This is a genomic window from Nonomuraea sp. NPDC003214 (assembly GCF_053590035.1).
In genome coordinates this window covers 40,857-62,985 of record NZ_JBSFSX010000015.1, presented here as the reverse complement: position 1 = coordinate 62,985, position 22,129 = coordinate 40,857, and the positions used below count along the sequence as shown (strand labels likewise).

Below are 22,129 nucleotides of genomic sequence, written 5' to 3'. Positions count from 1 at the left end.
CCATGCCGTACGCCGAGCACACCGTGACCGTGGACGCCCCCGTCAGCGTCGTCTGGGACCTGCTGGTCGACGTGGAGGGGTACGCCAGGATCTTCCCGCCCACCCAGGAGGTCACGATCCTGGAGGGCGACGACACGTACCAGATCGCCCGGTTCCTGGTGGACGTCGGCGGGGAGCTTGCGACCTGGGTGTCGCGCAGGGACATCGACGCCGGGCGGCGCGTCATCGCCTACCGGCAGCTGGAGACCGCGCCGATCGTCGGGCGGATGGGCGGCGAGTGGCGGGCCTTCCCGTTCGGGGAGGACCGCACGCAGCTCGTGCTGACGCACGACTTCGAGGCACGCGAGCCGGTCGGCGGCAAGGTCGCGGGCCGGTTCACGCCCGAGGAGGCCGACACGATGCTGCGCGCGGCCGTCGAGCGCAACAGCGTGGCCGACCTCGGCGCGGTCAAGTCGGAGGCCGAGCGGCTCGCCGCCGGCGCGGTCGCATGAAGCGGTTCTACGACCTGAGCGTCGCCACCCGCGACACGCCGAGCGAGGCCACGCCGGTGACGGTGGACCTGCTCGACCACCGTACGGGCGCGATCGTCCTCGGGCTCAGCCCCGAGGACTTCCCCGACGGGATGGCCATCTCCAACGAGACCGTCACGCTGACCACCCACACCGGCACGCACATGGACGCGCCGCTGCACTACGGCCCGCTGACGGCGGGCCGGCCCGCCAGGAGCATCGACCAGGTGCCGCTGGAGTGGTGTCACGGGCCCGGCGTCCGCCTGGACGTGCGCGACGTCCCCGCGGGCGAGGCCGTCACCGTCGAACGGCTCACGGCGGCGCTCGACGCGGCCGGGCACCGGCTCGCCCCCGGCGACATCGTGCTGCTGTGGACCGGCGCCGACGCGCTGTGGGGCAGCGCCCGCTACCTGACCGACTACGCCGGGCTGTCCGGCGAGGGCACCGAGTTCCTGGTCGAGAGCGGCGTGCGGGTCATCGGCATCGACGCGTGGGGCCTGGACCGGCCGATGCGCGCGATGGTCGAGGACTACAAGCGCACCGGGGACAAGGCGTGCCTGTGGCCCGCCCACGTCTACGGGCGGCGCAAGGAGTATCTGCAGCTGGAGAAGCTGGCCGGGCTCGGGACGCTGCCCGCCGCCACCGGGTTCGACGTCTCGTGCTTCCCGGTGTCGATCGCGGGCGCGGGAGCCGGCTGGACCCGGGTGGTCGCCATCATGGAGGAAAGCTGATGTTCTATCGCACGTTCAGCAGCATCGACAAGATCACCGAAGGGCTCGTGGCGAGCTTCTCCGGCCTGTCGGCCAACGTCGGCTTCAAGGACGACGAGGTGGTCCGCCACGTCGCGACCGGCACCGGCCAGGTCAAGGGCACCGCCGTCACCTGGCACGAGGGCGACGGCGGCTCGCCGTACGACCCGCTGGGGGCCGCGGTGCGCGGCTTCGTCGCCGCCCAGGTCGGCGACCCGCGCGTGCGCGCGTGGCTGCCGGGCGAGGAGTTCGCGCTGACCGTCTTCCAGGTCCGCAACTACGCCGACGACCGGCAGAACGCGCACCCGTCCCAGGGCTTCCACCAGGGCGGCGGCGACCACGTGCTCGTCACCGTCGTCGCCGAGGAGAACGTGAACGGGGCCGTGCACATGCTGGCCACCGCCGGGGACGAGACCTCGCTGGTCTTCGAGCGACGCCTGAACCCGGGCGAGACGCTGCTGCTCGACGACCGGGCGCTGACCCACCACTGCACGCCGTTCACCCCCAAGGCGGGCGGCCGGGCGCAGCGGGACGTGCTCGTCGTGTCGCTGACCCGCACGGACGGCGAGGGGCGGTCATGACCGGGGGCTTCCACGAGGTGGTGATCGCGGGCGCGGGGCCCGTGGGGATGATGCTGGCCTGCGAGCTGCGCTCGGCGGGCGTGCCGGTGCTCGTGCTCGAACGCGACCCCGAGCCGGACCCGATGCCGAAGGCGGGCATCATCGGGCCGCTGGCGGCCGAGGCCGTCGCCCGGCTCGGGCTGGGCGAGGCGCTGATGGAGGCCGAGGCCGAGGCGATCCGGCGCGACGAGGAGATGCTGGCCAAGCTCCTGTCCGCCGCCCCCGCGGCCGGACGGCCGGGCGGTGGCCCGCCGGGGGGCGGGCCACCGGGAGCTCCCGGGGGGCGGGCGCCAGGGCACGCGGGGCCGCCGGAGCACTTCGCCGGGCTGCCCCTCGACGCGGCGCTGTCGTCCGACCCCGGCCGCCGCCGGGTCCGGGTGGACCAGCTCACCCTGCACCGCATCCTCGCCGAGCACGCCGGCCGGCTCGGCGTGGACGTGCGGCACGAGCACACGGTCACCGGCCTGTCCCAGGACGGCGACGGCGTGAGCGTCGAGGTCGCCACCCCGGGCGGCGCGCTGCGGCTGCGCTGCGCCTACCTGGCCGGCTGCGACGGCGGCCGCAGCACCGTGCGCAAGCTGGCCGGCTTCGCCTTCGACGGCACCGATCCGACCCTCACCGGCAGGCAGGGCCTGGTCCGCATGGCCGGCGCGGGCGGGCTGCGGCCGGGCTTCAACCTGACCGATCGGGGCGGCTACCTGTTCGCCGCCTTCGGCGCCAACCGGGTGGCGACCGTGGAGTTCGACGGCCCGCCGCAGGACCGCGACGCGCCGCTGACCGCCGAGGAGCTCCAGGAGAGCGTGCGCCGGGTGAGCGGGACCGAGGCGGCCGTCGACCGGCTGCTGTCCGGGGTCCGCTTCACCGACCACACCCGGCAGGCGGCCACGTACCGGCTGGGCCGGGTGCTGCTGGCGGGCGACTCCGCGCACGTGCACCCGCCGTTCGGCGGCCAGGGGCTCAACGTCGGCCTGGTCGACGCCGCCAACCTGGGCTGGAAGCTGGCCGCGCAGGTCCAGGGGCGGGCCCCGGAGGGGCTGCTGGACTCCTACACGGCCGAGCGGCACCCGGTGGCGGCGCGGCTCCTGGACAACACCCGCGCCCAGACGGCGCTCATGCGGCCGGACCCGCAGAGCCGGGCGCTGCGCGAGCTGTTCGCGGGCCTGCTCGGCCTCGACGTGGTCAACCGGCGCGTCTACGACATGGTGACCGGCCTGTCCGTCCGCTACGACCTGGGCGAGGAGCATCCGCTGGCCGGGACGCTGCTACCGGACCTGGAGCTGTCGACGGGCAAGCGGCTCTTCGACCACCTGGGCCGGGGCCGGGGCGTCCTGCTCGACCAGGCGGACCGCGCCGAGGTGCGCGCCGCGGCGGCGCCGTGGGCCGACCGGGTCGCGGTCGTCACCGCCGGGGCCGGGCTCGACGGGATCGACGCGGCGCTGGTCAGGCCCGACGGCTGCGTGGCCTGGGTGCTGCCTGCCGGGGACGGGCGCCCGTACGAGGGGCTGCCCCCGGTCCTGGCCAGGTGGTTCGGCGATGGGTGAGGACGCCTTCGGGCTGCTGCTCGACCGGGCCGCGCAGGACCTGCTGTTCCGCGAGGCCCGCACGGTCGACGTGTTCACCGGCGAGCCCGTCGGCGACGACCTGGTCCGGGCCGTCTACGACCTGGTCCGGTACGGGCCCACCTCGATGAACCAGCAGCCGCTGCGGATCGTGCTCCTGCGCTCGGCCGAGGCCAGGGCGAACGCGGTCCGGTGGATGTCCGGGCCCGCCAGGGCCAGGACGGCGGCGGCCCCGCTGACCGCGCTGCTGGCCGCCGACCTGCGCTTCCACGAGCGGCTGCCGGAGCTGTTCCCCGGCCGGCCGGACGCGGCGCGCCTGTTCGAGGACCCGCGCGTGCGCGAGGAGTCGGCCCGCTTCAACGCGGCCCTGCAGATCGCGTACCTGATCCTCGGCGTGCGCGCCGCCGGGCTGGCGGCGGCGCCCACGATGGGCTTCGACCCCGGCGGGCTCGACAAGGAGTTCTTCGGCGACGGCAGGCACACCACGCTGGCCGTGCTGAACCTGGGCAGGCCCGCGCCGGGCGCGCCGCCGCCCCGGCTGCCGAGGCTGGAGTTCGACGACGCCGTGACCGTGATCTAGACGATTGAGGAGCTGAGATGACCAACGACTTCGACGTGGTCGTGGCGGGCGGCGGCCCGGTCGGGCTCATGCTCGCCTGCGAGCTGCGCGCCGCCGGGGTGGCGGTGCTCGTGCTGGAGCGGCGGGCCCGGCCCGAGCGGGCGGTCAAGGCCGGCTCGATGGGCCCGCTGGCGGCCGAGGCGCTGCGCGGGCTGGGCCTGGGCGCGGAGCTGCGCGCCGCCGAGGAGGCCGCGAACGAGCGCGACCTGCGGCTCACCGGCAAGCCGGGCGGCCCGCGCGAGCACTTCGGCGGGATCTTCCTCGACCCGTCGCTCGCCTCCGACCCCGACCGCCGCCGGGTCCGCGTCGACCAGCCGGCGCTGGAGGACATCCTCGCCCGGCACGCCAGGAGCCTGGGCGTGGACGTGCGCCGCGAGCACGAGGTCACCGGCCTGTCGCAGGACGGCGACGGCGTGAGCGTGGACGTGGCCACCCCGGCCGGGGCGCTGCGGCTGCGCTGCGCCTACCTGGCCGGCTGCGACGGCGGGCGCAGCACCGTGCGCGAGCTGGCGGGCTTCGGCTTCGCGGGCACGCCCGGCAGCCTGACCGGCCGCGACGGCGTCGTACGGCTGTCGGAGGAGGCCCGGCGGGCGCTGCCGCGCGGCTTCCACCACACCGAGCGCGGCGTGTTCGTCTTCGCCGGGTTCGGCGCCGACCGGGTGGCGTCGGTCGAGTTCGACGGCCCGCCCGCCGATCCGGCGGCGCCGCTCACGCTCGCGGACCTGGAGGCCAGCGTGCGCCGGGTGAGCGGGGTCGAGGTGGTCATCGACGAGCTGCTGTCCGGGTTCGTCTACACCGACGAGGCGCGGCAGGCCACCACCTACCGCCGGGGCCGGGTGCTGCTGGCGGGCGACGCCGCGCACGTGTACGCGCCGTTCGGCGGCCAGGGGCTCAACGTCGGCCTGGCCGACGCCGCGAACCTGGGCTGGAAGCTGGCCGCCCAGGTCCACGGCTGGGCTCCCGCGGGGCTGCTGGACACCTACACGGCCGAGCGGCACCCGGTGGCCGCCGGGCTGCTGGACAACACCCGCGCCCAGGCCGCGCTCATGCGGCCCGACCCGCAGAGCCGGGCGCTGCGCGAGCTGTTCGCCGAGTTCACCGGCCTGGAGCCGGTCACCCGGCGCATCGTCGACATGAAGACCGGCCAGTCGGTCCGCTACGCCGTGGGCGACGACCATCCGCTGGCCGGCACCCTCTGCCCGGACCTGCCGCTGGACGGCTCGGCTGCTGGAGCGGCCACCACGCTGCGCGACCGGCTGGGCCGGGGGCGGGGGCTGCTGCTGGACCTGGCCGGGCGGGCCGAGGTGCGCGCCGGGGCCGCGCCCTGGTCGGCCCGCGTCGGGACCGTCACCGCGCGGGCCAAGGTGGACGGGGTGGACGCGATGCTGCTCAGGCCCGACGGCTGCGTGGCCTGGGTGCTGCCGCAGGGGGCGGCGTACCGCGCGGAGACGCTCACCGGGGCGCTGCGCACCTGGTTCGGGGAGGGGGAGACGGGATGACGGCACTCGACGAACGGCCCAGCGGACCGGCCGGCGGATCGGCCGGGCGCGCGGACGGGAGCATGCGGGAGCGGGACGCCGAGCTGGCCCGGCTGAAGGCGCGGGTGCTCGAGGGGCCCGGCGACCGGGAGACCGGCCTGCAGCGCCGCAAGGGCAAGCTGACCGTGCGCGAGCGCATCGACCTGCTCTTCGACAAGGACTCCTTCACCGAGGTGGAGCCGCTGCGGCGGCACCGGGCGCGCGGGTTCGGCATGGAGGGCAAGCGCCCGTACTCCGACGGCGTGGTGACGGGCTGGGGTCAGGTGCACGGGCGCACGGTCTTCGCCTACGCGCACGACTTCCGCATGTTCGGGGGCGCGCTCGGCGAGGCGCACGCGCAGAAGATCCACAAGCTGATGGACCTGGCCGAGGCGGCGGGCGCGCCGCTGGTCGGGCTCTGTGACGGGGCCGGGGCGCGGATTCAGGAGGGCGTCACCGCCCTCGCCGGATATGGCGGGATATTTCAGCGCAACGCCCGAATGTCCGGGGTGGTGCCGCAGATCAGCGTGATCATGGGGCCGTGCGCGGGCGGGGCCGCCTACTCCCCCGCGCTGACCGACTTCACGTTCATGGTCCGCGACATCGCCCAGATGTTCATCACCGGCCCCGACGTGGTGGAGGCCGTGACCGGGGCCAGCGTGACCCACGCCGAGCTCGGCGGCGCCGACGTGCATGCGGGCGTCTCCGGCGTGGCGGCCTTCGCCTGCGACGACGAGGAGGAGTGCCTGGCCACGGTGCGCGACCTGCTCGCGTTCCTGCCGTCCAACAACCGCGAGCTGCCGCCCGAGCAGCTTCCGGAGGACCCGGCCGACCGGCGCAACGACCGGCTGCTCGACCTGGTGCCCGCCGACCCCGGCCGGGCGTACGACATGCGCGACGTCATCGAGGAGATCGTCGACCACGGCGACTTCCTGGAGGTGCACGCCGGCTGGGCCACCAACGTCATCTGCGCCTTCGCCCGCCTGGGCGGCCGGGTCGCGGGCGTGGTGGCCAGCCAGCCCGCCTCCTTCGCGGGCGCGCTGGACATCGACGCCTCGGCGAAGGCCGCCCGCTTCGTCCAGACCTGCGACGCCTTCAACATCCCGCTCGTCACGCTCGTGGACGTGCCCGGCTTCCTGCCCGGCGTCGAACAGGAGCACGGCGGCATCATCCGCCACGGCGCCAAGCTGCTGTACGCCTACTGCAACGCCACCGTGCCGCGCGTCCAGCTCATCCTGCGCAAGGCGTACGGCGGCGCGTACATCGTCATGGACTCCCGCTCGATCGGCGCGGACCTGTCGTACGCCTGGCCGACCAACGAGATCGCGGTCATGGGCGCGGAGGGCGCGGCGAACGTGATCTTCCGCAGGGAGATCGCCGCCGCCGCCGACCCGCAGGCGGTGCGCGCCGAGCGGATCGCCGAGTACAGGCGCGAGCTGATGCACCCCTACTACGCGGCCGAGCGCGGCCTGGTGGACGACGTGGTGAGCCCGGCCGACACGCGGCGCACGCTCATCCGCTCGCTGGAGATGCTGGCGGCCAAGCATCAGCCGCTGCCGTCGCGCAAGCACGGGAACCCGCCGTTCTGATGGCGGGCGCGATCCAGGTGGAGGGCGCCGAGCTCACCGACGAGGAGCTCGCCGCCCTGATCGTCGCGCTCGTCGCCCGCAGCCCGGCCCCGCCCGCCGGACCCGCCGCCGCCCGGCGGCCCGTCCCGCGCGCCTGGGAGACCGGCTACCGATCACCACGATCATGGAGAACACGTGCGTAAGGTGCTCATCGCCAACCGGGGCGAGATCGCTGTGCGGGTGGCCCACGCCTGCCGCGACGCCCGGCTCGCCAGCGTCGCGGTCTACGCCGAGCAGGACCTCGACGCGCTGCACGTCCGGGTGGCCGACGAGGCCTACGCCCTGGGCGGCCGGACGCCCGCCGAGACGTACCTGGACGCCGGCCGCCTCATCGGCGTGGCGCTGCGGGCCGGCGCGGACGCGGTCCACCCCGGCTACGGCTTCCTCGCCGAGAACGCCGGCTTCGCGCAGGCCGTCCTCGACGCGGGCCTGACGTGGATCGGCCCGCCGCCGTCGGCGATCACGCTGCTGGGCGACAAGGTGAGCGCCCGCCGCATCGCCCGCGAGGTGGGCGCGCCGCTCGTGCCCGGCACGCCGGGCCCGGTGTCCGGCGCCGCCGAGGTGGTCGCGTTCGCCCGCGAGCACGGGCTGCCGGTCGCGATCAAGGCGGCGCACGGGGGCGGCGGGCGCGGCATGAAGGTGGCCAGGACGCTGGAGGAGATCCCGGAGCTGTACGAGTCCGCGGTGCGGGAGGCGGCTGCGGCGTTCGGGCGCGGCGAGTGCTTCGCCGAGCGCTACCTGGACCGGCCCCGGCACGTGGAGACCCAGTGCCTGGCCGACGCCGACGGCACGGTCGTGGTGGTCTCCACCCGCGACTGCACGCTCCAGCGGCGTCACCAGAAGCTGGTGGAGGAGGCGCCCGCGCCGTTCCTGACCCCCGCCCAGGCCGGGTCGGTCACCGCCGCGTCGCGGGCGATCCTGCGCGCGGCCGGGTACGTCGGCGCCGGCACCTGCGAGTTCCTGCTCGGCGCGGACGGGACGGTCACGTTCCTGGAGGTCAACACGCGCCTTCAGGTGGAGCATCCGGTGACCGAGGAGGTCTCCGGCGTCGACCTGGTCCGCGAGCAGTTCCGCATCGCGGCCGGCGGGCGGCTGGAGCACGGCGACCCGGTGCCGCACGGGCACTCGATCGAGTTCCGGATCAACGCCGAGGACCCGGGCCGCGGCTTCCTGCCCGCGCCGGGCACCCTGACCCGGCTGCGGCTGCCCACCGGCCCGGGGGTGCGCGTCGATCCCGGCTACGACGAGGGGATGACCGTGCCCGGCGCGTTCGACTCGCTCGTGGCCAAGGTGGTGGTCACCGGCCGCGACCGGGCGGAGGCGCTGGCGCGGGCGCGGCGGGCGCTGGCGCAGTGCGAGATCGAGGGCATGCCGACCGTGCTGCCGTTCCACCGGGCGGTGCTCGACGACGAGGCGTTCGCCCCGGCCGATCCGGCGGCGCCGTTCGAGGTGCACACGCGGTGGATCGAGACGGAGTTCGTCAACCTGATCCCGCCGTACGAGGCCGCCCCCGAGCAGGCGGCGCCCGCGCCGCGTGACCGGCTCACGGTCGAGGTGGCCGGGCGGCGCGTGGCGGTGTCGCTGCCCGCCGGGCTGACCGTCCCGCCCTCCGCCCCCGCCGCCGCGCCCGCCGTCCACGCGCGGACGGGCGAGCCGAAGCGCCGCAGGCCCGCGCGCAAGCCGGTCGCGGGCGGGGACGCGCTGGTCAGCCCCATGCAGGGGACGGTCGTCCGGGTGCTCGTCGCCGACGGCGCCTCGGTGCGGGAGGGCGACGGGGTGGTCATCCTGGAGGCCATGAAGATGGAGCAGGCGCTCACCGCGCACCAGGCGGGCGTGGTCCGCGGGCTGGCCGCCGAGGTGGGCCAGACCGTCGCGGGTGGCGCGGTCCTCTGCGAGATCGTCCCCTGACCTTTTCTCCGCGTACGCCCCTTCCGTCCTGTACGGGACACGCGCCCTCTGTGGGGGCAACCGGAGGGCGGGTACGCGCGAGCCCCCCGGGGAGGACAGGGACGCGCGTTTCCGGAATGGGCCGGGCGGTCAGAGGGTGGCGCGGCCGTAGGCGATGAGTTCCTCGCGGTCCATGGTGCGGCCCTGGGAGTAGAGGCGGTCGAAGGCCGGGCGGCCGAGCCGGTCGGCGGCGACGCGCGTGACGGCGGACAGGTCGTGGCGCGACAGCCCGGGGCCGGGCGCCATCGCGGCGGCCCCGCCGAGCAGCACGGCCGCCCGCTCGGGGGCGCCGCGCCGGGCGGCCAGGTCGGCGCACCCGACCAGCACGGCGCCGATCATCGGCACGTCGGCGCTGCCCACGGCGGCGCTCAGGGCCCGGCCGTGCGACTCCTCGGCCTGCTCCAGCAGCCCTTCGCGGGCGTGCAGCAGGCCGAGGGAGGTCATCACGAGCGAGCGCAGCTCCATGAGGTCGAGTCCGCTGCCGTCGACGATGGCGAGCGCGGCGGCCAGCTCGTCGCGCGCCCGGGCGAGGTCGCCCTCGCGGCGGGCCAGGTTGCCCAGCAGCAGGTGCACCCCGGCGACGGTGGCGGGCTGCCCCAGCTCCTCGGCGATCTCCCGGGCCTCGCTCAGGCCGGCCAGCCCGGCGTCGGGGTCGCCGCTCTCCAGCTGGATCGCGGCCAGGTGGTAGAGCAGCGCGGGGCGCTCGTGGCGGGCGCCGAGCTCGTCGGACAGCCGCAGCGCGTCGGCGTAGGCGGCCCGCGCGCGGGCGTACTCGCCGCGTACGGAGGCGATCTCGGCGGTCGCGCGCAGCGCGGAGGCCATGCCCCACCGGTCGCCCGCGGCCCGGAACGCCTCCAGCGCCGCCGCGAGGTCGGCGTCGGCCTGATCGTCGGCGTCGTCCAGGCGGCGCAGCCCACGCCACAGCAGCGCGGTGGCCCTGGTCCACGGGTCGGGGTCGCCGGTGTGGCGGGAGGCGAGCGCCACGATGCGGCCCGGCGGCTCCTTCATGGCGATGGCCAGGGCGGGCTCCACGAGCGTGAGGTACGGGTGGCCGCCGGGCTCGCCCTCGTTGCGCCAGGCGGCGACGGCGGCGCGGGCCCGGCCGGCCAGCTCGCGGCCGGCGTCGAGGCCGCCGAGCAGGAGGGCGAGCACGGTGGCGCGGGGCGGCGCGTCCTTCCCGGCGGCCAGGGCCTGCCTGGTCCATTCGGCGCCCTCGCCGCGTGAGCCGGTCAGCCGCCAGTACCAGCCGAGCGCGGCCACCAGCCGCATGGCGGTGGCGGCGTCGCCGGTCTCGATGGCCTGGCGCAGCGCGGCCCGCAGGTTGTCGTGCTCGGCGGTCAGGCGGGCCAGCAGGGTGAGCTGGCGGGGGCCGCGCAGGCCGGGCTCGGCGCGTTCGGCGACCTCGGTGAAGTGGGTGGCGTGCGCCCGCCGCAGCCGTTCGCGTTCGCCGGACTCCTCCAGGCGTTCGAGGGCGTAGAGGCGTACGGTCTCCAGCATGCGATAGCGGACGCCGGCGGGCTCGCGGGACACGTGCAGCAGCGACTTGTCGACCAGGGCGCCGAGCAGCGGTAACACGTCGGCGCCCGCGACCTGCTCGGCGGATTCGAGGGTGGCGCCGCCCGCGAACACCGCCAGCCTGCGCAGCAGCGCCCGTTCGGCGGGCTCCAGCCGTTCCCAGCTCCAGTCGACGACGGCGCGCAGCGTCTGGTGGCGGGGGAAAGCGGTGCGGCTGCCGCCGATGAGGAGCCGGAAGCGGTCGTCGAGGCGTTCGGCGAGCTGGTCGACCGACAGGACGCGCATCTGGGCCGCCGCCAGCTCGATGGCCAGCGGCATCCCGTCGAGCCTGCGGCACACCCGTACGACGTCGTCGACGTTGTCCTCGGTGACGGCGAAGCCGGGCAGGACGGCCAGGGCGCGGTCGGCGAACAGCCGCACGGCGGGGGCGGCGAGCGCGCCCGGCGGGCCGGTGACCTCGGGCGGGACGGTGAGCGGCGGCACCGGGGCGAGCCGCTCGCCCGCGATGTTCAGCGACTCGCGGCTGGTGGCCAGCAGCCTCAGGCCGGGGCAGGAGCCGAGCAGCGTCTCGGCGAGCCGGGCCACGTCGTCGATCAGGTGCTCGCAGTTGTCGAGCACGATCAGGAGCTGGCGGGAGGCCAGCATGGAGACGAGGTGGCCGATGCCGACGGCGGGCGGCTCGCCGTCGCGCGCGCCGGTCAGCAGGATGCCCTCGGTCGGGTGCAGGACGGAGGCGACGGCCTGCGGGAGGTCGGCCGGGTCGGTGAGCGCGGCCAGCTCCACCAGCCAGACGCCGTCGCGCATGCGGGGGACGGCCCGCGCGCCGACCTCCTGGGCCAGCCGGGTCTTGCCGGCGCCGCCCGGCCCGACGAGCGTGGTCAGCCGGTGCTCGGCCAGGCAGCGTTCGACGAGCTCGACCTCGGCGTCGCGGCCGACGAACGAGGTGAGCGCCGCCCGCAGGTTGGTGCGCCGCTCCTGGCGGCGGCCGCGGACGAGGGGGTCGCGCCGGAGCACGGCCAGGTAGGTGGTCTCCAGCTCGGGCGACGGGTCGATGCCGAGCTCGTCGGCCAGCGCCTGCTTGGTCTGCTCGTAGACCTCCAGCGCGGTGACCTGGCGGTCGGCGGCGTACAGGGCGCGCATCTGGAGGGCGCGCAGCCGCTCGTCCAGCGGATGGGCGGCGACGAGCGCCTCCATCTCGGGCAGCAGCGTCGCGTGCCGGCCGAGCGCGAGGTCGGCCTCGATCCGGTCCTTGGTGGCCGACAGCCGCAGCTCCTCCAGCCGGGCGATCGTGCCCTGGGCGAACATGGCGTCGGCGACGTCGAGGAGCGCGGGGCCGCGCCACAGCTCCAGGGCCCGGCCGAGCAGGTCTGCGGCGGCGGAGTGGTCCTGCGCGGCGAGCGCGGCCTGCCCGGCGGCGGCCAGCCGCTCGAAGCGGCGCACGTCGACGTCGTCGGGGTCGGCCGCCAGCACGTAGCCGCCGAGCCGGGAGTCGATCGTGTCGCGGCCGACGGCCGAGCGCAGCCGCGACACCAGGGAGTGCAGCGCGTTGACGGCGTCGACCGGCGCCCCGTCGGCCCACAGCTCGGCGATCAGCCGGTCGGCCGGGACCACCTGGCCGACGTTGAGGCCGAGGACGACGAGCAGCGCCCGGAGCCGGGCGCCTCTGACCTCGATCAGCTGGCCGTCGCGCCGCACTTCGAGCGGACCCAGGATCCGAAACTCCACAGGGCGACTCTAGGACACCGCCGATCGGTCAGGACGCGGCGGCGGCCAGCCTTTCGTTCACGTACGTCAGCGTCTGCCGGGGGGAGAGCATGCGGTCGATGTCCTCGTCGGGGATGGGCAGGCCGAGCTGCTCCTGGAGCACCGTGGCCACCTCGTACCGGGCCAGCGAGTCCAGGCCGAGCTCCTCGAAGGGGGTGTCGGCGGACTCGGGGGTGAGGTCGGCCGCCTCCGTGGTGCCGAGACAGGTGCTGACGACGCGCTTCAGGTCGTCGAAGGTGAACTCCGTCATGCCGGCCAGGCTGACCGGCGGCGCTGGAGAACCTCTGGAGACGGGCTGGAGACGGGCTGGAGGGGGGCTTCCTCCAGCGGTCCTCGATCTGCCCTCCACCGGAGCTCGCGAGCATGCGCCCGACACCGACGCAAGGAGGTCCGAGACTGCCATGACCAGCCAGCTTCTGGCGGCACCGCGGACGCACAGCCGGATTCTCGGGGTGGGCGTCCACCGGCCGCGACGCGTGGTCAGCAACAAGGAGATCTGCGAGTGGATCGACTCGACGGAGGAGTGGATCGAGACCCGCTCCGGCATCCGCAGCCGCCGCTTCGCCGAGAAGGACGAGACGCTCGCGGTGATGGCGGTGTCGGCGGCCCGGTCGGCGCTGCGGCACGCGGGCGTCGGGGCGGGCGAGGTCGACTGCGTGATCGTGGCCAGCATGTCGAACCTGGTGCAGACGCCGCCCCTGGCCGTCACGGTGGCGGCCGACCTGGGGGCGACGGGCTCGGCGGGGTTCGACGTGTCGGCGGCGTGCGCGGGGTTCTGTCACGCGCTGGCGATCGCGGGTGACATGGTCTCGACCCGGCAGGCCAGGTACGTGCTGGTCGCCGGGGTGGAGCGGATGACCGACATCGTCGACCCGGCCGACCGGGGCATCGCGTTCCTGTTCGCCGACGGCGCGGGCGCGGTCGTGGTGGGGCCGTCGGCGGCGCCGGGGATCGGCCCGGTGGTGCGCGGCGCGGACGGGTCGTCGCGGGACGCGCTGCGCATGAACACCGGGTGGGGCGCCTTCCGCGCCGACCCGACGCTGCCGCCGCCGAGGATGAAGATGGACGGCCGGCGCGTCTTCCGGTGGGCGGTGGAGCACGCGGTGCCCGCCGGGCGGCGGGCGCTGGAGCTGGCCGGGCTGGCCCCGGGTGACCTGGCCGCGTTCGTCCCGCACCAGGCGAACCTGCGCATGATCGAGATCCTGGCGGCCAGGATCGGCCTGCCGGACCACGTCGCGGTCGCCGACGACGTGATCATGAGCGGCAACACCTCGGCGGCGTCCATCCCGCTGGCCATGGAGGCGCTGCTGCGCTCGGGGCGGGCGGCGTCCGGTGACGCGGCGCTGCTCATGGGGTTCGGCGCCGGGCTCAACTACGCCGGACAGGTCGTGCACCTTCCATGACCTCGTCAGACGCCTTCCGCTCGGCCATGGCCGCCTACGCCAGCGGCGTGACCGTGGTCACCACCGTCGGCGGGGACGGCGAGCCGTACGGGTTCACCGCCACGTCCTTCTGCTCGGTCTCGCTCAGCCCGCCGCTGCTGCTGGTGTGCCTGGCCCAGTCGGCCAACTGCTACCCCGTCTTCGCCGCGTGCGAGAGCTTCGCCGTCAGCATGCTGCGCGACGGCCAGGACGAGGTGGCGCTGCGCTTCGCCAACACGGCCGCGGACAAGTTCGGCTCCGGCGTCGCCCGCGAGACCCCGGCCGGGCTGCCGGCGGTCGAGGCGGCGATGTGCGTGGTCGAGTGCGCGATCGAGGACCGCTACGACGCCGGTGACCACATGCTCCTGCTGGGCCGGGTCACCTGGGTGCGCTTCCGCCACGGCGACCCGCTCATCTACTTCAACCGCGCCTTCCACCGGCTCGGCTCGCCGTAACAGGACCGGGACAGCACGGGGACAGCACCGGGACAGCACGGGGTGCGGGCGGGGACAGGGCCGCCGACGATCCTCGTCTCAGATCACACCCACACACGCAAGGAGGTGGCCATGACCTACGCCATCCGGGCCGACGACCTCGGCAAACGGTACGGTTCCACGCGCGCGCTCGACGGCGTGAGCTTCGCCGCGCGAGCGGGTGAGGTGCTGGGCGTGCTCGGCCCGAACGGCGCCGGCAAGACCACGGCCGTCCGCATCCTGGCCACGCTGACCCGCCCGGACGGCGGCGTCGCCGAGGTCGGCGGGTTCGACGTGGTCAGGCAGGCCGCGAAGGTGCGGAAGGTCATCGGCCTGACGGGCCAGTACGCGGCCGTGGACGAGATCATCAGCGGCCTGGACAACCTGCTGGTCATCGGCCGGCTGCTCGGCCTGCCGAGGGAGACCGCGCGGCTGCGCAGCTTCGAGCTGCTGGAGCAGTTCGGGCTGACGGAGGCGGCCAGGCGGGCGGCGGGGACGTACTCGGGCGGCATGCGGCGCAAGCTCGACCTGGCCGCGAGCCTCATCGGCCGGCCGCAGGTGCTGTTTCTGGACGAGCCGACGACGGGCCTGGACCCGGCGGCGCGCGACGGTCTCTGGGACGTGATCCGCGCCCTGGTGGCCGACGGCACGACGGTGCTGCTGACCACCCAGTATCTGGAGGAGGCCGACCAGCTCGCCGACCGGATCGTGGTGTTCGACCACGGCCGCGTCATCGCCGACGGCACCCCGTTCGAGCTGAAGAGCAAGATCGGCGGCCAGGTGCTGGAGGTGTGGCCGGTGAACGAGCGGGACCTCGGGGAGGTCGCCACGATCCTCGGCGAGATCGCGCGCGGCCCGGCCACGGTCGAGGACCGGCGGGTGAGCGTGCCCGTCGCCGACCCGGACGTGCTGCGGGCCGTGGTCCTCCGGCTCGACCTGGCCGACGTCCAGGTGGCCGAGCTGGCGTTGCGGCGGCCGAGCCTGGACGAGGTGTTCCTGACCCTGACCGGGCACCGCGCGGCCACGACGAGCCCGGCGGGCACGGCGGGCACGGCCGCCGCCGCGCGCGAGGCCGCCGCCGGTCGCGCCGAGCCGTGAGCCGGCCCGCATCCACCGAGGAGTCCCGATGACCACCGTTCCCGTCGCCGGCGCGCGCGAGACGCTGACGCTGACCCGGCGCAGCCTGCTGCACCTGAAGACCAACCCCGAGGAGATCATCGAGCTGGTCGTCCAGCCCATCGTGATCGTGCTGCTGTTCACGTTCGTGTTCGGCGGCGCGATCAAGGGCGACTGGCGCGACTACCTGCAGTTCGCGCTGCCGGGCATGCTCGTGCAGGCCACGCTGTTCGCCACGATGCGGCTGGGCACCGCGCTCGGCACCGACTTCAAGAAGGGCGTCTACGACCGGTTCCGCAGCCTGCCGATCGCCCGCTTCTCCCCGCTGACCGGGGCGATCCTCGGCGAGATGGTCCGCTACCTGCTGTCCATCGTCGTCCTGATGGTCGTCGGCATGCTGCTGGGCTTCCGCATCCAGACCGGCGTCCTGGAGACGCTCGCGGCGGTCGTGGTGCTGCTGTGCTTCGGCTTCGCCATGTCGTGGGGGTCGGCGCTGCTGGGGCTGACCGTGCGCGCGGCGGAGAGCGCGTCGGAGTTCGCGTTCCTGATCATTCTTCCGCTGGCATTCACCGGCAACCTGTTCGTGCCGACGGAGACCATGCCCGGCTGGCTGCAGGTCTGGGTGAACCTCAACCCGGTCACGTCGGTCGCCGACACCATGCGCGGGCTGCTGCTCGGCGGGGAGGTGGCCCGGCCGCTGATGTGGTCGGCCGTGTGGATCGCCGCCCTGACCGCGCTCTTCGCGCCGCTCGCCATCCACCGGTTCCGGCGCAGGTCCGGATGACCGGCGTCACCGACGAAGGAGTTCCACCGATGAACCGCACCCGCAAGGCACTGCCCTGGGTGATGATCATTATCTGGGCGGCCCTGGTCGCGGGGGCCCTGCCGCTGGCGGCCAGGCTCGACGGCGTCAAGAGCGACAGCGTCGTGGACTATCTGCCGTCCAGCGCCCAGTCGACGCAGGTGACCGCGCTGGAGACGCGGCTCCCGCGCGGCCAGGACTACGAGTTCCTGATCGTGTACGTACGCGACAGCGGGCTCACCCAGGAGGACAAGGACACGGTCAAGCGGCATCTCGACACGCTGATCGCGCGGTTCGGCAAGCCGGGCGTGCCCCCGCCGAACGAGGGCAAGGTGGACCTGTCGCCCGACGGGAAGGCGGCGTTCACCATCGCGTCCGTCCCGTCCGAGCGGGGCGCGCCCGCGACCTACATCGACGGCATGCGCGCCGTCGTGGCCGAGCGGCCCGCCGGCCTGGACGTGAAGGTGTCGGGCCCCGGCGGGATCGAGGCCGACATCGACACGGTCTTCGACGGCATCGACGAGAGCCTGCTGATCGCGGCCACGGTGGTGGTGGCCCTGATCCTGGTGCTGACCTACCGCAGCCCGCTGCTGTGGCTCATCCCGCTGCTGTGCGCGGGCGCGGCCGTGGTGCTCTCCCAGGCGGGCGCGTATCTGCTGGTGGAGGCGTTCGGGCTGACGGTCAGCGACCAGAACTCGGCGATCCTCATCATCCTGGTGTTCGGGGTGGCGACCGACTACGCGCTGCTGATCGTCGCCCGCTACCGGGAGGAGCTGCGCCTCCAGGACGAGCCGTTGTCGGCCATGGGCACCGCGCTGCGGCGCAGCGCCCCGGCCGTCGTCGCCTCCGCCGCCACGGTGATCGCCGGGCTGCTGTGCCTGCTCGCGGCCGACATGAACAGCCTCAAGGGGCTCGGCCCGGTCGCCACGGTGGCGATCCTGAGCGCGCTCGCCGCGATGCTGACGCTGTTCCCCGCGGTGCTGGTGCTGCTGCGGCGGCCCGCGTTCTGGCCGAGGATCCCGCGCCTGGGCGATCCGGGGCCGAGCGCGTCCAGCCTGTGGTCGCGGCTGGGCGAGGCGGTGGCGCGCCGCCGGGTGCCCGCCGTGGCCGGGTCGCTGCTGCTGCTCGGCGTCATGGCGCTGGGCCTGCTGACCCCGGCGAGCCCGCTGCGCCAGATGGACCAGTTCGTCAACAAGCCGGAGTCGATCAGCGGGCTGCAGCAGATCCCCGCGCACTTCCCCGACCTCGGCGGGCAGCCGCTCATCGTGATCGGCAAGGCGGAGACGGGCGACCGGCTGCGGGCCGCCGCGCAGTCCACGCCGGGCGTCTCGCAGATCACCAAGGGCCAGCTCGGCAACGGGCTGACCGAGTTCGCGGTGCTCCTGCGGCACAAGCCGGACACCCCGCCGGAGTACGCCGCCATCGAGACGCTCCGCGCCCGGATCGCGGCCGTCGACCCGAGCGCCCGGGTAGGCGGGCCGAGCGCGCAGAACCTCGACACGATCAAGGCCGCCGCCGCCGACGAGCGCAGGCTGATCCCGCTCATCCTCCTCGTGGTGTCGCTGGTGCTGGGCCTGCTGCTGCGCTCGGTGGTGGCGCCGCTGGTGCTGATCGCCACGGTGGTGGTCTCGTTCGCGGCGGCGCTGGGCGTGATGACGTTCGTGTTCGTCCAGGTGCTCGGCCTGCCGGGGCTGGATCCCACGCTGGTCGTGCTCGGGTTCCTGTTCCTGGTGGCGCTGGGCGTGGACTACAACATCTTCCTGATGACCAGGGCGCGGGAGGAGAGCGCGCGGATCGGCACGCCGCGCGGGGTGGTCCGGGCTTTGGTGACGACCGGCGGCGTGATCACGTCGGCGGGCGTGGTGCTGGCCGCGACGTTCGGCGCGATGGCGACGCTGCCGCTCGTGTTCATGATCGAGCTCGGCCTGCTGGTGGCGTTCGGCGTGCTGCTCGACACGCTGCTGGTGCGCTCGGTGCTGGTGCCGGGGGTGGCGCTGCTGCTGGACTGGCGGGTCTGGTGGCCGAGGCTGCCCGTCCCCGCGTCCGGGAGCCCGGCGCCGGCGGAGAGCCCCGTCGGCACCCGGTGACCGGGCCGGTGCGGCCTCCCGGGAGGCCGCACCGGGCCCCGGGGCTGGGATGATGGGGCAGATGGACGCAGGATCGAGACGCAGGGCGGTGCTCGGCGCCGTGGCCGGGACGGCGGTGCTGGCGGTCCTCGGCGTCGCCGCCCTCGACCGCGACGACGAAGCCGCCGTGACGGCCACCGCGCCCCCGGCCACCGCGCCCCCGGCCACCGCGCCCCCGGCCTCCACGGCCCCCACGGCTGCTCCGGAGGCCACTCCGGCCGAGAGCCCGAGCGTGGCCGTGTGGGAGGGGCCCACGCCGCCGCCCGTGGACCTGAAGCTGGCCAAGGGATCGCAGGACGCGCCCGTCACGATCGTCGAGTTCGGCGACTTCCAGTGCCCCAACTGCCGCCGCTACGCCCGCGAGATCGAGCCCGTGCTCCAGCGCGACTACATCGGCACCGGCGTCGTCCGCGTCTTCTGGCGCGACTACCCGATCAGGGGCCAGGCCAGCGTCGACGCGGCCTACGCGGCGCGGGCGGCGTCGCTGCAGGGCCGCTTCTGGCAGTTCCACGACGCGCTGTTCGCGGGCGGGACGCGGGTGACGCCCGCGCGGCTGCGCGCCGCCGCCGTAACGGCCGGGCTGGACATGGCCAGGTTCGACCGCGACCGCCGGGGCAAAGCCGCGCGGGAGGCCGTCGACCACGACACCGCGTTCGCCTACCAGCTCGGCCTGCCGGGCACGCCCGCGTTCCTGGTCAACGGGGAGCTGCTGTTCGGGGCGCAGCCGGTGGCGGCGTTCCGGGAGGCGATCGAGAAGGCGCGCCGGGGCGGATGAGCGGCGTCGGTTACGCCGCCGCGTTCCTGGGCGGGCTGTTCTCGCTGCTGAGCCCGTGCGGGGCGCTGCTGCTGCCGGCGTTCTTCGGCTACGCGTTCCCGGGCGGGCGCCGGCTGGCCGGGCGGACGCTGCTGTTCTACCTGGGGCTGTGCCTGGTGCTGGTGCCGCTCGGGATGGGGTCGGCGCAGGCGAGCCGGCTGTTCTACGGCCACCAGGACCTGCTGGTGACGGTCGCCGGGTGGCTGCTGATCGCGCTGGGCGTGGCGCAGGTCGCCGGGCAGGGCTGGACGATCGGGCCGCTGGAGCGGCTGCGGGCGCACGTGCGCGGCGATTCGGCGGGAGCCGTGCTGGCGCTGGGGCTGGTGTCGGGGCTGGCCGGGTTCTGCGCCGGGCCGGTGCTGGGCGCGGTGCTCACGGTGGCGGCGGCCTCCGGCGACGCGCTGCGCGGCGGCGTGCTGCTGGCGGTCTACGCGGCCGGGATGGCGGCGCCGCTGCTGCTGCTCGCGGCCCTGTGGGAGCGCTTCGACCTGGGCCGGCGGCGGTGGCTGCGGGGTCGCGGGCTGCGGGTGGGCAGGCTGCGGGTGCACACCACGTCGCTGCTGTCGGGGCTGGTGTTCGCCGGGCTGGGCGTGCTGTTCCTGGTCTCCGACGGCACGCGCGGGCTGACGGCGCCGTTCCCGGAGGAGTGGGAGGCGTGGCTGCAGGAGGCGGCGGCGTCGGTGCGGGTGCCCGACCTGGCGCTGGTGGGGGTGGCGGCCGTGGTGCTGGCCGGGGTCACGCTCTGGCGGCTGAGGCGCCGCTGAGCGCACTGGCGGCTGAGGCGCCGCTGAGGGCTCAGGCGTCGCCGGGGTCGTCGCGGCCCGACGCGCCCTGCGTGCCCTTGGCGGCGGTGTCGCGGCCCGCCGACCAGGGGACCCCGGCCCGGGTCTCGGGGGTCTCGACGCGGAAGCGGGGCAGCGCGTCGGGGTAGTTCTCGCGGACGAACTTCACCAGGTGCTCGCGTACGTCGCACTTGAGGTCCCAGGCGGAGGCCGAGTCGGCGGCGCTCATCAGGCCGCGCAGCTCCACCAGCCCGTTGGGGAGCACGTCGGTGACCTGGAGCGTCCAGTCCTTCTGATCCCACAGCGGGCTTTCCTGGATGAACGCGTACAGTTCCTCGCGCAGTTTGTCGACCGGCACCGACCAGTCGACCCGCAAATAGACGACGGCCAGGACGCGAGAGCCGTGCCGGGTCCAGTTCTCGAACGGGTTCTGCGTGAAGTAGGAGACGGGCAGCACCAGCCGCCGCTCGTCCCACAGCCGCAGCACCACGTAGGTGAGCGTGAGCTCCTCGATGCGACCCCACTCCTCCTCGACCACCACCACGTCGTCGAGGCGCAGCGCGTCGCTGAAGGCGAGCTGGAGCCCGGCGAGCATGTTGCCGATCGTGGGCTGGGCGGCGATGCCGACGACGGCGCCGGCGATGCCCGCGGAGGCGAGCAGTCCGGCGCCGAGGGCCCGCACCTGCGGGAAGGAGAAGAGCATGGCGCCGACCGCGACGACGATCACGGTGGCGGCGGCGATCCGGCGGACCAGCGCGATCTGCGTCATGATGCGCCGGGCCCGCCGGTTGCGCTCGCCCTCGACCAGCACGAGCCGGTCGAGGATGACGTCGGTGAGCGCGTACGTGACGCCGATGATCAGCCAGGTGACGGTGGCGATGGTGAGCAGGCCGATGACGCGGTCGATCGACTCGCCGAGCTGGCGCTCCTGCCGCGTGTCGCCCATCATCCACGGCCCGAACACGATGTTGCAGGCCAGGACGGCCGCCATGGCGAAGGTGGCCCACGTGCAGTGCTCCACCAGGTGCCGGGCGAGCGCGTACTTGCGGCCCACCCGTGACAGCACCCGCCTGGCCAGCTCCACGCCGAGGATCGCCCCGGCGACGGAGACGGCCATGATCAGCCAGTTGGACGTCGGCTGCACGCTCTACTCCCCCAAATGTTCTAGAACGTCTCGTCAAAGGTCACATTGCCCTCAACCGCAACTTGATACGCGGAGACGCGCCGCTCGAAGAAGTTTGCCAGCTCCTGCACGTCCTGCAGTTCCATGAACGCGAACGGGTTCGCGCTGCCGTAGCGGCCGGGCATGCCGAGCCTGGCCAGCCGCTGGTCGGCGACGTACTCCAGGTAGGCGCGCATCTGCTCGACGCTCATCCCCGGCATGCCGTCGCCGCACAGGTCGCGGGCGAAGGCCAGCTCCGCCTCGACCGCCTCCTCCAGCATGCGGGTGACCTGGTCGCGCAGGTCGTCGTCGAACAGCTCGGGCTCCTCGGAGCGTACGGTGTCGACGACGCTGAAGGCGAACTCCATGTGCATGGACTCGTCGCGGAACACCCAGTTCGTCCCGGCGGCCAGCCCGTCGAGCAGCCCTCGGGAGCGGAACCAGTAGACGTAGGCGAAGGCGCCGTAGAAGAACAGGCCCTCGATGCAGGCGGCGAAGCAGATGAGGTTGAGCAGGAACTGCCGCCGCTGGGCGGCGCTCTCCAGCCGCTGGATGCCGTTGATCGAGTCGATCCACCGGAAGCAGAACTCGGCCTTGTCCCGGATGGACGGGATGTGCTCGATCGCGGCGAACGCCTTGACCCGCTCGTCCGGGTCGGGCAGGTAGGTGTCGAGCAGCGTCAGGTAGAACTGCACGTGCACGGCCTCCTCGTACAGCTGCCTGCTCAGGTACAGGCGCGCTTCGGGGGCGTTGACGTGCTGGTAGAGGTTGAGCACGAGGTTGTTGGCCACGATGGAGTCGCCGGTGGCGAAGAAGGCGACCAGGCGGTTGATCAGGTGGCGTTCCTGCGGCGTCATCCTGGTCAGGTCGGCGAGGTCGTTGTGCAGGTCGACCTCCTCCACCGTCCAGGTGTTGCGGATGGCGGCCCGGTAGCGTTCGTAGAAGTCCGGGTAGCGCATCGGGCGGAGCGTGAGGTCCATTCCGGGGTCGAGCAGCATGATGGGAT

General features: G+C 74.4%; 20 protein-coding genes. 16 read left to right on the top strand and 4 right to left on the bottom strand.

The annotated features are described in order from the left end of the window. The first annotated feature begins 2 nt into the window (after nucleotides 1–2). Genes ACWDXC_RS36790 through ACWDXC_RS36750 form a run of 9 tightly spaced genes read left to right on the top strand, consistent with a single transcriptional unit; the run spans nucleotide 3 to nucleotide 9,109 of the window. A complete protein-coding gene (locus ACWDXC_RS36790; protein ID WP_364168625.1) occupies nucleotides 3–491 on the top strand; it encodes an aromatase/cyclase in 489 nt (162 codons plus the stop codon). Continuing rightward, the gene (locus ACWDXC_RS36785) at nucleotides 488–1,240 is read left to right on the top strand and encodes a cyclase family protein (protein WP_364168627.1); all 753 of its coding nucleotides are present in this window, start codon (nucleotides 488–490) and stop codon (nucleotides 1,238–1,240) included. Before ACWDXC_RS36790 ends, ACWDXC_RS36785 begins: the two co-directional genes overlap by 4 nt. Next, nucleotides 1,240–1,839, top strand: a complete 600-nt coding sequence (locus ACWDXC_RS36780; RefSeq protein ID WP_449990100.1) for a 2OG-Fe dioxygenase family protein — start codon at nucleotides 1,240–1,242, stop codon at nucleotides 1,837–1,839. The genes ACWDXC_RS36785 and ACWDXC_RS36780 overlap by 1 nt, the downstream gene beginning before the upstream one ends. After that, complete coding sequence (locus ACWDXC_RS36775; protein WP_449990097.1) at nucleotides 1,836–3,419, top strand: FAD-dependent monooxygenase; 1,584 nt, start codon at nucleotides 1,836–1,838, stop codon at nucleotides 3,417–3,419. The genes ACWDXC_RS36780 and ACWDXC_RS36775 overlap by 4 nt, the downstream gene beginning before the upstream one ends. Then, the gene (locus ACWDXC_RS36770) at nucleotides 3,412–4,017 is read left to right on the top strand and encodes a malonic semialdehyde reductase (RefSeq protein ID WP_449990094.1); all 606 of its coding nucleotides are present in this window, start codon (nucleotides 3,412–3,414) and stop codon (nucleotides 4,015–4,017) included. Before ACWDXC_RS36775 ends, ACWDXC_RS36770 begins: the two co-directional genes overlap by 8 nt. Nucleotides 4,018–4,034: 17 nt before the next feature. Then, a complete protein-coding gene (locus ACWDXC_RS36765) occupies nucleotides 4,035–5,555 on the top strand; it encodes an FAD-dependent monooxygenase (RefSeq protein WP_449990091.1) in 1,521 nt (506 codons plus the stop codon). Next, the gene (locus tag ACWDXC_RS36760; protein WP_449990088.1) at nucleotides 5,552–7,162 is read left to right on the top strand and encodes an acyl-CoA carboxylase subunit beta; all 1,611 of its coding nucleotides are present in this window, start codon (nucleotides 5,552–5,554) and stop codon (nucleotides 7,160–7,162) included. Before ACWDXC_RS36765 ends, ACWDXC_RS36760 begins: the two co-directional genes overlap by 4 nt. Next, complete coding sequence (locus tag ACWDXC_RS36755; RefSeq protein ID WP_219509730.1) at nucleotides 7,162–7,344, top strand: acyl-CoA carboxylase epsilon subunit; 183 nt, start codon at nucleotides 7,162–7,164, stop codon at nucleotides 7,342–7,344. The genes ACWDXC_RS36760 and ACWDXC_RS36755 overlap by 1 nt, the downstream gene beginning before the upstream one ends. Then, a complete protein-coding gene (locus tag ACWDXC_RS36750; RefSeq protein ID WP_449990086.1) occupies nucleotides 7,337–9,109 on the top strand; it encodes an acetyl/propionyl/methylcrotonyl-CoA carboxylase subunit alpha in 1,773 nt (590 codons plus the stop codon). The genes ACWDXC_RS36755 and ACWDXC_RS36750 overlap by 8 nt, the downstream gene beginning before the upstream one ends. Before the next feature lie 129 nt (nucleotides 9,110–9,238). Here ACWDXC_RS36750 and ACWDXC_RS36745 read toward each other — a convergent pair whose 3' ends face one another. Together ACWDXC_RS36745 and ACWDXC_RS36740 are read right to left on the bottom strand one after the other, a co-directional pair. Then, a complete protein-coding gene (locus ACWDXC_RS36745) occupies nucleotides 9,239–12,388 on the bottom strand; it encodes a BTAD domain-containing putative transcriptional regulator (protein WP_449990083.1) in 3,150 nt (1,049 codons plus the stop codon). A 28-nt stretch (nucleotides 12,389–12,416) separates the two neighbouring features. Next, nucleotides 12,417–12,677: an acyl carrier protein gene (locus tag ACWDXC_RS36740; RefSeq protein ID WP_219509727.1), complete on the bottom strand. Its 261-nt coding sequence runs from the start codon at nucleotides 12,675–12,677 to the stop codon at nucleotides 12,417–12,419. Between the two features lie 151 nt (nucleotides 12,678–12,828). Here ACWDXC_RS36740 and ACWDXC_RS36735 point away from each other — a divergent pair, with 151 nt between their 5' ends. The 7 genes from ACWDXC_RS36735 (at nucleotide 12,829) to ACWDXC_RS36705 (ending at nucleotide 19,943) form a co-directional block, all read left to right on the top strand. Continuing rightward, nucleotides 12,829–13,830 carry a beta-ketoacyl-ACP synthase 3 gene (locus ACWDXC_RS36735; protein ID WP_449990079.1) on the top strand — a complete coding sequence of 334 codons (1,002 nt, stop codon included), beginning with the start codon at nucleotides 12,829–12,831 and terminating at the stop codon, nucleotides 13,828–13,830. After that, nucleotides 13,827–14,303, top strand: a complete 477-nt coding sequence (locus ACWDXC_RS36730) for a flavin reductase family protein (protein ID WP_219509724.1) — start codon at nucleotides 13,827–13,829, stop codon at nucleotides 14,301–14,303. Before ACWDXC_RS36735 ends, ACWDXC_RS36730 begins: the two co-directional genes overlap by 4 nt. A gap of 111 nt (nucleotides 14,304–14,414) precedes the next feature. Next, a complete protein-coding gene (locus ACWDXC_RS36725; protein ID WP_449990075.1) occupies nucleotides 14,415–15,419 on the top strand; it encodes an ATP-binding cassette domain-containing protein in 1,005 nt (334 codons plus the stop codon). Nucleotides 15,420–15,447: 28 nt separating this feature from the next. Continuing rightward, on the top strand, nucleotides 15,448–16,221 hold the full coding sequence (locus ACWDXC_RS36720) for an ABC transporter permease (protein WP_364168643.1): 774 nt from the start codon (nucleotides 15,448–15,450) through the stop codon (nucleotides 16,219–16,221). Between the two features lie 29 nt (nucleotides 16,222–16,250). Continuing rightward, nucleotides 16,251–18,326, top strand: coding sequence for an MMPL family transporter (locus tag ACWDXC_RS36715; protein WP_449990071.1), 2,076 nt, complete (start codon nucleotides 16,251–16,253; stop codon nucleotides 18,324–18,326). Nucleotides 18,327–18,387: 61 nt separating this feature from the next. Next, complete coding sequence (locus tag ACWDXC_RS36710) at nucleotides 18,388–19,140, top strand: DsbA family protein (RefSeq protein ID WP_449990068.1); 753 nt, start codon at nucleotides 18,388–18,390, stop codon at nucleotides 19,138–19,140. Further along, nucleotides 19,137–19,943 carry a cytochrome c biogenesis CcdA family protein gene (locus tag ACWDXC_RS36705; protein ID WP_449990066.1) on the top strand — a complete coding sequence of 269 codons (807 nt, stop codon included), beginning with the start codon at nucleotides 19,137–19,139 and terminating at the stop codon, nucleotides 19,941–19,943. The genes ACWDXC_RS36710 and ACWDXC_RS36705 overlap by 4 nt, the downstream gene beginning before the upstream one ends. A gap of 31 nt (nucleotides 19,944–19,974) precedes the next feature. Here ACWDXC_RS36705 and ACWDXC_RS36700 read toward each other — a convergent pair whose 3' ends face one another. Both ACWDXC_RS36700 and ACWDXC_RS36695 read right to left on the bottom strand, forming a co-directional pair. Further along, nucleotides 19,975–21,105: a mechanosensitive ion channel family protein gene (locus tag ACWDXC_RS36700; RefSeq protein ID WP_308126050.1), complete on the bottom strand. Its 1,131-nt coding sequence runs from the start codon at nucleotides 21,103–21,105 to the stop codon at nucleotides 19,975–19,977. A gap of 20 nt (nucleotides 21,106–21,125) precedes the next feature. Next, nucleotides 21,126–22,121, bottom strand: a complete 996-nt coding sequence (locus ACWDXC_RS36695; RefSeq protein ID WP_219511119.1) for a ribonucleotide-diphosphate reductase subunit beta — start codon at nucleotides 22,119–22,121, stop codon at nucleotides 21,126–21,128. Nucleotides 22,122–22,129 lie beyond the last annotated feature (8 nt).